Source organism: Streptomyces sp. NPDC046876 (assembly GCF_040645035.1).
In the GTDB taxonomy this organism is placed as follows: domain Bacteria; phylum Actinomycetota; class Actinomycetes; order Streptomycetales; family Streptomycetaceae; genus Streptomyces.
The window spans coordinates 121,920-134,004 of record NZ_JBEYXK010000002.1 but is presented as its reverse complement, the minus strand read 5'-3'; the positions used below and the strand labels follow the sequence as shown (position 1 = coordinate 134,004).

General features: G+C 73.8%; 9 protein-coding genes. 5 read left to right on the top strand and 4 right to left on the bottom strand.

Annotated features, from left to right (window positions below; all coding sequences use genetic code 11):
* Positions 1–226: 226 nt before the first annotated feature.
* The 4 genes from meaB to ABZ924_RS02280 form a co-directional block, all read right to left on the bottom strand.
* A complete protein-coding gene (gene meaB / locus ABZ924_RS02295) occupies positions 227–1,210 on the bottom strand; it encodes a methylmalonyl Co-A mutase-associated GTPase MeaB (protein ID WP_361902717.1) in 984 nt (327 codons plus the stop codon).
* Positions 1,211–1,220: 10 nt separating this feature from the next.
* Entirely contained in the window at positions 1,221–3,413 is a 2,193-nt protein-coding gene (gene scpA, locus ABZ924_RS02290; protein WP_361902964.1) for a methylmalonyl-CoA mutase, read from the bottom strand.
* Between the two features lie 20 nt (positions 3,414–3,433).
* The gene (locus tag ABZ924_RS02285) at positions 3,434–5,323 is read right to left on the bottom strand and encodes a methylmalonyl-CoA mutase subunit beta (RefSeq protein WP_361902714.1); all 1,890 of its coding nucleotides are present in this window, start codon (positions 5,321–5,323) and stop codon (positions 3,434–3,436) included.
* Positions 5,324–5,386: 63 nt separating this feature from the next.
* On the bottom strand, positions 5,387–6,607 hold the full coding sequence (locus tag ABZ924_RS02280; RefSeq protein ID WP_361902711.1) for an ROK family protein: 1,221 nt from the start codon (positions 6,605–6,607) through the stop codon (positions 5,387–5,389).
* Positions 6,608–7,538: 931 nt separating this feature from the next.
* On the opposite strand from ABZ924_RS02280, the gene ABZ924_RS02275 reads away from it, so the two are divergent.
* Genes ABZ924_RS02275 through ABZ924_RS02255 form a run of 5 tightly spaced genes read left to right on the top strand, consistent with a single transcriptional unit; the run spans position 7,539 to position 12,048 of the window.
* Entirely contained in the window at positions 7,539–8,501 is a 963-nt protein-coding gene (locus ABZ924_RS02275) for a TauD/TfdA family dioxygenase (RefSeq protein ID WP_361902709.1), read from the top strand.
* A 14-nt stretch (positions 8,502–8,515) separates the two neighbouring features.
* Complete coding sequence (gene ssuE, locus ABZ924_RS02270; protein ID WP_361902706.1) at positions 8,516–9,073, top strand: NADPH-dependent FMN reductase; 558 nt, start codon at positions 8,516–8,518, stop codon at positions 9,071–9,073.
* Positions 9,074–9,103: 30 nt separating this feature from the next.
* The gene (locus tag ABZ924_RS02265; protein WP_361902703.1) at positions 9,104–10,138 is read left to right on the top strand and encodes an ABC transporter substrate-binding protein; all 1,035 of its coding nucleotides are present in this window, start codon (positions 9,104–9,106) and stop codon (positions 10,136–10,138) included.
* Positions 10,139–10,144: 6 nt separating this feature from the next.
* Complete coding sequence (locus ABZ924_RS02260) at positions 10,145–10,981, top strand: ABC transporter ATP-binding protein (RefSeq protein ID WP_361902700.1); 837 nt, start codon at positions 10,145–10,147, stop codon at positions 10,979–10,981.
* Positions 10,978–12,048 (top strand): ABC transporter permease, encoded by a 1,071-nt coding sequence (locus ABZ924_RS02255; protein ID WP_361902693.1) that lies wholly within the window; start codon positions 10,978–10,980, stop codon positions 12,046–12,048. Before ABZ924_RS02260 ends, ABZ924_RS02255 begins: the two co-directional genes overlap by 4 nt.
* Positions 12,049–12,085 lie beyond the last annotated feature (37 nt).

The following is a 12,085-nucleotide window of genomic DNA, read 5'->3' as shown; positions in this document are numbered from 1 at the left end:
TCCCAGCCCCGCCGGCGCCATCCCAGCCCCGCCGGCGCCATCCCAACCCCGCCGGCGGCATCCCAGCCCCGCCGGCGTTTGAGGCGAATGGGGTCCGGGGCGGAGTCCCGGTTTCGGGAAGGGGCGGGGTGGGGAACGGCTCCGCGCAGCGGCACAAAGGCCGCCGGCCGGGCCCGCCGGAAGGCCCGGCCGGAGCGGCGCAAGGCCACCCCGGCCGGGGGTTCCGCTACGCCCGGCCGAACGCGGCCAGTATGTGGTCCGCCGCCAGCGTCGGGGTCAGGGAGCCCTCCCTGACCCGGGCCTCCAGGGCCGGGGCCAGGTCCCGTACCGCCGGATCCGCCCGCAGCCGCTCCAGCAGCTCGTCGCGGACCATCGACCAGGTCCACTCCACCTGCTGCGCAGCCCGCTTCGCCGCCAGCCGGCCCCCCGCCTCCAGCAGCCGCCGGTGCTGCTCCAGGCGGTTCCACACCTCGTCCAGCCCGCTGGACTCCCGCGCGCTGCACGTCAGCACCGGCGGCGTCCACGCGGCGTCCACCGGGTGCATCAGCCGCAGCGCACCCGACAGTTCGCGGGCGGCGGCCTTGGCGTCGCGCTCGTGCGGGCCGTCGGCCTTGTTCACGGCCAGGACGTCCGCCAGTTCCAGGACGCCCTTCTTGATGCCCTGGAGCTGGTCGCCCGTACGGGCCAGGGACAGCAGCAGGAAGGAGTCCACCATCCCGGCCACGGTCGTCTCCGACTGCCCGACGCCGACGGTCTCGACGAGGACGACGTCGTAGCCCGCCGCCTCCATCACGATCATCGACTCGCGGGTGGCCTTGGCGACCCCGCCCAGCGTCCCCGCCGACGGCGAGGGGCGTACGAACGCGGCCGGGTCCACCGACAGCCGCTCCATCCGCGTCTTGTCGCCGAGGATGGAGCCGCCCGTACGGGTCGAGGACGGGTCCACGGCGAGGACCGCCACCCGGTGCCCCAGCCCGGTCAGCATGGTGCCGAACGCGTCGATGAACGTGGACTTGCCCACGCCCGGCACCCCGCTGATCCCGATGCGCCGGGCCCGCCCCGCGTGCGGGAGCAGCTCCGTCAGCAGCGTCTGCGCCAGCGACCGGTGCGCGGGCAGGGTGGACTCGACGAGCGTGATCGCGCGCGCGATGAACGCGCGCTTGCCGTCGAGCACCCCCTTCGCATAGGCCTCGATGTCGATCTTCGGCACCGGCCCCCGCCTACAGCTCGTGGCCCAGATCCGCGGCCAGCCGCGTCACCAGGTCGTGGGCCGCGTCCGGGATGACCGTGCCCGGCGGGAACACCGCCGCCGCACCCATCTCCAGCAGCGTCGGCACGTCGGCCGGCGGGATCACCCCGCCCACCACGATCATGATGTCCTCGCGCCCCTCCTCCGCGAGCTGCTCGCGCAGCGCCGGGACGAGGGTCAGGTGGCCGGCCGCCAGCGACGACACGCCCACCACGTGGACGTCCGCCTCGACGGCCTGGCGGGCCACCTCCGCCGGGGTCTGGAACAGCGGGCCGACGTCGACGTCGAAGCCCAGGTCGGCGAAGGCCGTGGCGATCACCTTCTGGCCGCGGTCGTGGCCGTCCTGGCCCATCTTGGCGACGAGCACGCGCGGACGGCGGCCCTCCGCCTCCTCGAACCGGTCGACGAGCGCACGGGTGCGCTCCACGGACGGGGACTCGCCTGCTTCGGTGCGGTACACACCCGAGATCGTACGGATCTGGCTCGCGTGCCGCCCGTACACCTTCTCCAGTGCGTCCGAGATCTCACCGACGGTGGCCTTGGCCCGGGCCGCGTCCACCGCGAGGGCGAGCAGGTTGCCCTCCAGGTCCCGGCCCGCGCCCCGCTCGGCCGCGTTCGTCAGCGCCCGCAGCGCGTCCTGGCAGACCGCCTCGTCGCGCTCCTCGCGCAGCCGCCGCAGCTTGTCGATCTGCTGCGCGCGCACCGCCGAGTTGTCGACCTTCAGGACCTCGATCTGCTCGTCGCTGTCGACGCGGTACTTGTTCACGCCGATCACCGGCTGGCGCCCGGAGTCGATCCGCGCCTGCGTACGGGCCGCGGCCTCCTCCACGCGCAGCTTCGGGATGCCCGCGTCGATGGCCTGCGCCATGCCGCCGGCCGCCTCGACCTCCTGGATGTGCTGCCAGGCCCGCCGCGCCAGGTCGTACGTCAGCTTCTCGACGTACGCGCTGCCGCCCCACGGGTCGATCGACCGGCAGGTCCCCGACTCCTGCTGCAGCAGCAGCTGGGTGTTGCGGGCGATGCGCGCCGAGAAGTCCGTCGGCAGCGCGAGGGCCTCGTCGAGGGCGTTGGTGTGCAGCGACTGGGTGTGGCCCTGGGTCGCGGCCATCGCCTCGATGCACGTACGCGTGACGTTGTTGAACACGTCCTGCGCCGTCAGCGACCAGCCGGAGGTCTGCGAATGCGTGCGCAGCGACAGCGACTTGGTGTTCCTCGGGTCGAACTGCTTGACCAGCTTCGCCCACAGCAGGCGCGCCGCGCGCAGCTTGGCGACCTCCATGAAGAAGTTCATGCCGATCGCCCAGAAGAAGGACAGGCGCGGCGCGAACGCGTCCACGTCCAGGCCCGCTTCCTGCCCGGCCCGCAGGTACTCCACGCCGTCGGCGAGGGTGTACGCCAGCTCCAGGTCGGCCGTGGCCCCGGCCTCCTGGATGTGGTAGCCGGAGATGGAGATGGAGTTGTACCGCGGCATCTTCTGCGAGGTGAAGGAGAAGATGTCCGAGATGATCCGCATCGAGGGCTTCGGCGGATAGATGTAGGTGTTGCGGACCATGAACTCCTTGAGGATGTCGTTCTGGATGGTCCCGGCGAGCTTGTCGGGGGAGACGCCCTGCTCCTCCGCCGCCACGATGTAGAGGGCGAGGACCGGCAGCACCGCGCCGTTCATCGTCATCGACACCGACATCCTGTCCAGCGGGATGCCGTCGAACAGCTGGCGCATGTCGTAGATCGAGTCGATCGCCACGCCCGCCATGCCTACGTCACCGGTGACGCGCGGGTGGTCGCTGTCGTAGCCGCGGTGCGTCGGCAGGTCGAAGGCGACCGACAGGCCCTTCTGGCCGGCCGCGAGGTTGCGCCGGTAGAAGGCGTTGGACTCCTCGGCCGTGGAGAAGCCCGCGTACTGGCGGATCGTCCAGGGCTGGTTGACGTACATGGTCGGGTACGGGCCGCGCAGGTACGGGGCCACGCCCGGGTACGTCTGCAGGAAGTCCAGGCCCTCCAGGTCCCGCCCGGTGTACAGCGGCTGCACGCCGATGCCCTCGGGCGTCTCCCACACCAGGTCCCCGGCGGCCGTGCCGGTGGACTCCTTGACGGCGCTGCGCCACTGGTCCTCGGAGGCGGCAGCCGCGGCGCCGCGCAGCGGGAGGGCGGAGAAATCGGGGATTCCGGGGTTTCCGGTGCCGCTCACTGCGCGACTCCCATCCGGTCGAGGACGTTGGACAGCACCGCGACCGCGTCGCAGCCGGCGAAGACGTACTCGTCGACGGCGCCGGCCGCCGTGCCGGGCCTGCCCGCGAGGAAGACGGTCGTCGCACCCGCCGAGCGCAGCGCCGCGGCGACCGCCTCGGCCTGCTCCTCGTACAGGGCGTCGCTGGAGCACAGCACGGCCGTGCCGTCCGCGCCGCTCGCCGCGTACGCGGCGGCGGCCGTGGCGGCGTCCACGGACACCGGGTCGTGGACCGGCTGGATGCCGCCCGCCTGGAACAGGTTCGCGGCGAAGGTGGCGCGGGCGGTGTGCGCGGCGGCCGTGCCGAGGGCGGCGAGGAAGATCCGCGGCCGGGCCCCGGTGGCCTCCAGGTGCCGGTCGCTGCGGGCGCGCAGCGCCTCGTACGCCTCGTCGCGCCGTACGCGCGGCAGCCCGCCGGAGGGCGCGGCCGGGGCGGCCTCGCGCTCGGGCAGCTGCTCGGTCAGCAGCGGGAACTCGCTCACACCGGTGACGGGTTCGCGGCGCTTGGCCAGCTTCGCGGAGCGCTCGGCCCAGGTGGCGGCGAGCCGCTCGGCGACCAGGCCCGAGCGCAGGGCGGCGGGCAGGCCGCCGGCCCGCTCGACGGTCTGGAAGAACTCCCAGGCGGCTTCGGCCAGTTCGGAGGTGAGCCGCTCCACGTAGTAGGAGCCGCCGGCCGGGTCGATGACGCGGGCCAGGTGCGACTCCTCCAGCAGGATGGAGGAGGTGTTGCGGGCGATGCGGCGCGAGAACGCGTCCGGCAGGCCCAGCTCGTGGTCGAAGGGGAGCACGGTGACCGCGTCCGCCCCGCCCACGCCCGCCGCCATGCAGGCGACGGTGGTGCGCAGCATGTTCACCCACGGGTCGCGGCGGGTCATCATCACCGGCGAGGTGACGGCGTGCTGGCGCTGGGCGCCCGCGGCGGGCGCCCCGCAGGCCTCGGCGACGCGGGCCCACAGCAGCCGGGCGGCGCGCAGCTTGGCGATGGTCAGGAACTGGTCGGCGGTCGCCGCGTAGCGGAACTCCAGCTGGCCGAGGGCGGCTTCGATGCCGAGGCCCGCGCCGGTGAGCGCACGCAGGTAGGCGACGCCGGTGGCCAGCGACAGGCCGAGCTCCTCGGCCGCCGAGCCGCCCGCCTCGTGGTACGGCAGGGCGTCCACGGACAGGGCGCGCACGCCCGGCCAGTGGGCGGCCGCCTCCCGGGCGAGGGCGACGGCGGCTTCGAGGCCGCTGTCGGCGTCGGCGTCGGCGTCGGTGCCGGCGGGCCGGCCCGTGCGGGCCTCGTGGCCCAGCGGGTCGGCGCCCAGGACGGCGCGGGCGTCCTCGGGGGCCACGCCGCGCTCGGCGTACAGGGCCAGCAAGGCGCGACCGGCGGCCGCGAATTCGGCTCCGGCGTCGAGGGCGAGGGGTGCGAGGTCGAGGTAGACCCCGTCCAGGGCCTTCGCCAAGGCCTCGACGGGCAGCCCGCCCCGGCCCAGGCTCAGCCACAGGGAGGTGACGCCGTTCTCCAGGTCGGCGAGGACGGCCTCGTTCACCCGCGCGGGGTCGGTGCCGAGGTGCCGCTGGCGCACGTCCCAGCCGGAGGCGGAGCCGCCGGCGGGCGTGCCGCCCCGTACGAACGGGGCGAACCCGGGGAATCCGGTGTCGGCGGGCGTATCGGGCGTGGTGTACAGCGGGCGGGTGATGAGCCCGTCCTCGAGCTTCGTGGACAACGCGTCTTCCGCGGCCTCGCCGGATACGTCCTTGCCGGACTTGCGCAGTACGCCCTCTACCAGGCGCTGCCACTGCTCATGCGTCGCGTCAGGGAACTCGGCGGCCAGGGAGAGCCCGTCATCAGGCAGGACCGTCATGGCTCGAATGCTAGGGGGGTCACCTTGTGAACGACCATAAGCACCGCATGTGATCTCCCCCTCTCATGTGAGACGGGAGGGGGCACGGACGAGCGGGTCCAGGGGTGCGTCGAACAGCCGGTCGAGGAGAACGGCCGCCGCCGCCCCCGGAAGTACGGCCGGTCCGGCGTGCGGGCTGACGATGCGGTGCTCGCGCGGGGCGCCCGCCGCCTCGCGGATCTCGTCCAGGTAGCCCTCGTGGAGGACGCTGGACAGCTCCGTCACCACCATGACGGCCGGGTTGAACACGTCGAGGAGCAGCGCGGCCGCCCGGCCGACGGCCCGGGCCCGCTCGCGCAGCAGCCGGTCGGCGCGCGGGTCGCCGACGGCGGCCGCGTCGACCAGCAGGTTCACGGACGGGTCGGGGACGATGCCGCGCCGTACGGCCTCGGCGCCGAGCGCGGTGTCGGAGGCGGTGGCCTGGAGGCAGCCGGTACGGCCGCACGGGCACGGGGTCCGCGAACCGGGCACCGGCAGGTGCGCGACGTCCCCGGCGGCCGCGCCCGGCCCCCGGTGGACGGTTCCCCCGATGCCGAACGCGGCGTCCACCACGTTGCCGACGAACAGGTGCACCAGGCTCCGGCCGGCCTCCGGGCGGCCGAAGAGGATCTCCGCGTGGGCGATGGCGCGGGCGTGGTTGTCGACGCGGACGGGCAGCCCGAGCCGGGCCTCGAGCACGGCCCCGAGCGGCTGGTCGTGCCAGCCGAGGGCGGTGTGCCGCACCACGGTGCCGTCATCGGGGCGGACCCAGCCGCCCAGCGCGGCACCGACGCCGAGGAGGGGGCGGTGCGGGCCGTGGGGGCCTCCGGCCCCGTGATGGCCTCGGGGGCCGTTGAACTCGTCGAGGAAGGCGCCGAGGCGGTCGGCGATCGCGGCGGGCAGTTCCGCCGGGGGGATTGCGGTGTGGGAGAAGGACCGCCGGGCCAGCAGCCGGCCCCGCAGGTCGACCAGGCCGAAGGTGGAGGCGGGCACGCCGATGTGCAGCCCGGCCGCCACCGGCCCGCCCACGGCGCCGGTGTTCAGGTCGAGCGGCACCAGCGGCCGGCCCACCCCGCCGCCGGAGCCGTGCAGTTCGCGGAGCAGCCCGCCGCGCAGCAGACCCGTCGCCTGCCGGGACACGGCGGCCGGGCTCAGCCCGCACAGCCGCGAGACCTCGCTGCGCGCGACGGGCCCGTGCGCGAGCACGGTCCGCAGCACGGCGGCGGCGTTGGCGTCGGCGCGGCTGTCGCCGGCGGTCCGGGTCACGGGGGGCTCCTGAGGGCGGGGTCGATACCGATCCGGATACCGATCATGCCGGACGGGAACGGGCGCCCGGCCCGGGCGGTGCGTGGCGGGCTCGTTGCGAGGGCATGAAATCCGGCCACGGTTTCAAGCCGTTCCGGGTGGCGGCGCGGGTGCCCGGGCGGCACGGAAAAGAGCAGGTCGCAGCGGGTGCCGGTGGTGGGTGAGGGGGGCCGGCCGGCCTCCGCCCGGCCGGGTCGAGCGGGGCTTGACCGGGGCCGAGGGCGCTGACAGGCTCCGTGCCATGTCCGCGAACGAGCTTTCCGCCTCGCGGCTCCACACCCCCGGCTGCTCCTGTACCGCGCCGGGTCCGTGTCCGGGCCGCTGTCCGGCCCCGCGCCGCGCCTGAGTCCGTACCGCCCCGCCCGCGCGTCCCACCCTCGGCCGCGCGTCCTGCGCTCGGCTGCTCGGCAGACCGGCTACTCGGCAGACCGACTGTTCGGCAGACCGACTGTTCGGCAGACCGACTGCTCGGCCGACCGGCCGTTAGGCAGATCGGCTGCTCGGCAGACCCGCCGACCGCCCGGCCCGCCTGGCGGAGCGGCCAACCGTCCGGCCCGCCCGGCCGGCACTCGACCCCTCGGCACCGCTCGACCTCCCGGTACCACCGATCCCGGGCGGCCGATCCTCAAGCTCACGGCCTCTTCCGCCCGCCCACGCTCGTCCACCGCACCTGCGGGCTCGCCCTACCGGGCGTGCCCCTCCTGCGTCCCCGTCCGCCCGTTCAGCCTCGCCGGCGTTTGAGGCGCGGGGTCCGGGGCGGAGCCCTGGGGAACGGGGGAAGGGCGGGGCGGGGAGAAGGCCCCGCGCAGCGGCAGCCGACCCGGCTACCCCACACCTCCATTTCTTCCGCTGCGGAAATAAATCCGCTCATGTCCTGACCAGGGAGTCCACCATGACCACCGCCACCACCGAGCCCGCGACCACCGAAACCGAGACCACCATCGCCGTGAGGAAGATCGGCGGCCGGATCGGCGCCGAGATCTCCGGCGTGCGCCTCGGCGGCGACCTCGCCGCCGGGACCGTCGCCGAGATCCGCGCCGCACTGCTCGCCCACAAGGTCGTCTTCTTCCGCGGCCAGGAGCACCTCGACGAGGCCGGCCACGAGGCCTTCGCCGAACTCCTCGGCACGCCCGTCGCCCACCCCACCGTCCCCTCCGCCGACGGGCGCTACGCCCTCGGCATCGACTCCCACCACGGCGCCCGCGCCAACCAGTGGCACACGGACGTCACCTTCGTGCCCGCCTACCCCGCCTTCTCGATCCTCAGGGCCGTCACCATCCCCCCGTACGGCGGGAACACGCTCTGGGCCAACACCGCCACGGCCTACGCCAACCTGCCCGAACCGCTGCGGGCGCTCGCCGACGGCCTGCGAGCCCTGCACTCCAACGAGTACGACTACGCCGCGCTCAAGCCGGACGCCCTGCCCGAGGCCCTCGCCCAGTTCCGCGAGGTGTTCACCTCCACCGCCTTCCTCACCGAGCACCCCGTGGTCCGCGTCCACCCCGAGACCGGCGAACGCACCCTCCTGCTCGGCAACTTCGTCCAGCGCATCGCCGGCCTGACCGGCCGCGACTCCCGGCTCCTGGTCGACCTGTTCCAGGCGCACATCGAGAGCCCCGAGAACACCGTCCGCTGGCAGTGGCAGGTGGGCGACGTCGCGATCTGGGACAACCGCGCCACCCAGCACTACGGCGTCGACGACTCCGACGACCACGAGCGCACCCTGCGCCGGGTCACCGTCGACGGCGACGTCCCGGTCGGCCCGGACGGGGTGCCCTCGCGGCTGCTGAGCCCGGAGAACGTCCCCGCCCCGTCCTTCGGCATCCCGTCGGGCGCGTCCACGGCCACCGTCTGATCAAGGAGCTTTCCGTGCCCACCCTGCTCGCCATAACCGGCAGTCCCTCCCCGCACTCCCGTACCGCCGTCGTCGCCGACCACGTGCTGCGCCGGCTCTCCCACGCCGGCTTCGACACCGCCCACCTCGCCGTCAGCGAGCTGCCCGCCGCCGATCTGCTCGCCGCCCGGCGCGGCGTGCCCGAGCTGCGGCGGGCCCTGGAGGCGGTGGCCGGGGCGGACGGGGTCATCGTCGCGACCCCGGTCTACAAGGCCTCGTACACCGGTCTGCTCAAGGCCTTCCTCGACGTGCTGCCGCAGGACGGGCTGGCCGGGAAAACGGTCCTGCCCCTCGCCACCGGCGGCAGCCTCGCCCACGTCCTGACCCTCGACTACGCCCTGCGCCCCGTCCTCGCCGCCCTCGGCGCCCGGCACGTCACCGCCGGGCGGTTCGTCCTGGACTCCTCCGTCGAGCGCGGTTCCGGACCCGACCGGCTCAGGCCCGAGGCGGAGCTCGACCTCTTCCAGGCCGTCGACGAGTTCGCCGACGCCGTCCGCGCCGCCGCCGCCCCCGCACCGGCCCTCGCCCCGTAACGAACGAACGAACGACAAGGAACAGCAGCCATGTCCGCAGTCCTCGCTCCCACGACCCGACGCCAGTTCCTGACCCTTCTCGGCATCTCGGCGGCCGCGGTGAGCTGCGGCACGGCCACCGCGGGCGGCGGCTCCGGCCCCTCCGGCAGCCAGGTCACCACGCTCAAGTACCAGGGCAACGTCGGGGCGGTCACCCTCCCCGAACTGGCCGCCGACCTCGGCTACCTCGGCGACCTGAAGCTGGAGTGGGTCGGCAACACCATCAGCGGACCCCAGGACATCCAGTCCGCCGCCACCGGCCAGATCCACTTCGGCGGCGCCTTCAACGGCGCCATCGTCAAACTCGCCGCGAGCAAGGCCCCCATCAAGGCCGTCATCTCCTACTACGGCGTCGACGAGTACGCGTACAGCGGCTACTACGTGCTGGAGGACAGCCCGATCCGCTCCGCCCGAGACCTGCTCGGCAAGAAGGTCGGCATGAACACCCTGGGCGCGCACTCCCAGGCCCTCCTGGACATCTACCTCAGCCGGGGCGGCATCTCCAAGGCCGACGCCGCCAAGGTCGAGGCCCTCGTCGTACCGCCCGTCAACACCGAGCAGGTGCTGCGCCAGAAGCAGATCGACGTGGGCGTGCTGGGCGGCGTCCTGCGCGACAAGGCGCTCGCCGCGGGCGGGATACGCCCCGTGTTCACCGACTACGACCTGCTCGGCCGGTTCAGCGCCGGCTCGTACGTCATGACCCAGCGGTTCATCAAGGAGAACCCGGACACCGTCCGCACCTTCACCACCGGTGTCGCCAAGGCCATCGAATGGTCGCGGAGCACCCCGCGCGAGGAGGTCATCGCCCGCATGACCGAGATCATCAAGAAGCGCGGCCGCAACGAGGACACCGCGACCCTGCAGTACTGGCGCTCGTACGGGGTCGGCGAGACGGGCGGCCGGATCCAGGACAAGGAGTTCGGGCTCTGGCTGGACTGGCTCGCCGACCGCGGCGAGCTCAAGCAGGGCGGGCTGAAGCCGGCCGACCTCTACACGAACGAGTTCAACGGCTACGGGAAGGGCTGAACCGGCATGGCGAAGATCGAGTTCCGGTCGGTGACGAAGACCTTCCCGGCCAAGGACAGGAAGCGGGAGGAGTTCACCGCGCTCGACGGGATCGACCTGGAGATCGAGGCGGGGGAGTTCCTCGTGGTCGTGGGCCCCAGCGGCTGCGGCAAGTCCACCCTGCTCGACCTGCTGGCCGGGCTGACCCGCCCGACGTCGGGCCGGATCCTGCTCGACGGCGCGCCCGTCACCGGGCCGGGGCCGGACCGCGGGATCGTCTTCCAGCAGTACGCGCTGCTGCCGTGGCGGACGGCGCTCGGCAACGTGGAGTTCGGGCTGGAGGCGACGGGGGTCCCGCGCAGACAGCGCGCGGAGCGGGCCAGGGAGTTCCTGGACCTGGTCGGCCTCGCCGGGTTCGAGGACCGCCACCCGCACGAGCTCTCGGGCGGCATGCGCCAGCGGGTCGCCATCGCGCGCTCGCTGGCGTACGACCCGGACGTCCTGCTGATGGACGAGCCGTTCGCGGCCCTCGACGCACAGACCCGGGAGTCCCTCCAGGACGAGCTGCGCCGGATCTGGCAGCGCACCGGCAAGACCGTCGTCTTCATCACGCACGGCATCGAGGAGGCCGTGTACCTCGGCGGGCGGGTGGCCGTCATGACCTCCCGCCCCGGCCGGGTCAAGGAGGTCGTCCCGGTCTCCCTCGGCAGCCGCGGGGACGGGGCCGGGGCGGGGGCCGCGGCGCAGGGGGAGGAGCTGCGCTCCAGCCCGGAGTTCGCCCGCCACCGGCACGAGATCTGGACCCTGCTGCACGACGAAGTGGCGCGCGCCCGCCAACTGGAGAAGGAGGAGGTCGTCGCATGAGCACCACCACTCACACCACCCACACCACCCACACCGCCCACACCGACAACACCGCCGTTGTCGCCCCGCCGGATGCGCTGGAGGCCGAGGCCGAGGCGGGGGCCGAGGCGGGGGCCGAGGCGGGGGCCGAGGCGGGGGCGGGGGTGCTCTCGTCCGTGCAGCGCACGCACCTGCCGCCCGCCAACCCGGCAGCCACCGACGGCACCGACGACATCGACAACACCGCGCAGGCAGACCGGGCCGCGCCGAACGTCCCGGGCGCCCTCAGAGCGGCCCCCCGCAGGTGGGGCCCCCTCAGGGCGGTCGCCCGGTGGGCGCGGGCCGTGCTCTGGCGGTCGGTGGCCGTCCTGGCTCTGCTCGCGCTCTGGGAGGCCGCGCCCCGCATCGGGCTCGCCGACCCCACCTTCCTCCCGCCGGTCAGCGAGGTCGCAGCCGCCTGGTGGGAGCTGCTGGCCGACGGCCAACTCGGCGAGCACACCCAGGCCAGCCTCGTCCGCTCCTTCGGCGGCTTCGGCATCGCCGTCGTCGTCGCCGTCCCCCTCGGCCTGCTCATCGGCTGGTACCGCCCCGTCGCGGCCCTGCTCGGCCCGCTGCTGGAGGTGTTCCGCAACACCGCGGCCCTCGCCCTGCTGCCGGTCTTCGTGCTGCTGCTCGGCATCGGCGAGACCTCCAAGGTCTCGATCGTCGTCTACGCCTGCGTCTGGCCGATCCTGCTGAACACCATCAGCGCCGTCGGCAACGTCGACCCGACCCTCGTCAAACTGGCGCGTTCCGTGGACCTGTCCACGCCGCGGCTGTTCCAGAAGGTGATCCTGCCGGCCTCCGTCCCGGCCGTCTTCACCGGCATCCGGCTGGCCGGGGCCGTCTCGATCCTGGTCCTCGTCGCCGCCGAGATGATCGGCGCCAAGGCGGGACTCGGCTACCTGATCAACGCCTCGCAGTTCAACTTCGCGATCCCCCAGATGTACGCGGGCATCATCACCATCTCCGCGATCGGCGTGGCGTTCAACCAGCTCCTGGTCACGATCGAACGCCGCCTCAGCCTCTGGCGCATCCCCACCACCTGACGCCGCCGCGCACCAGGCACCCCTTGCCGCCGATCCC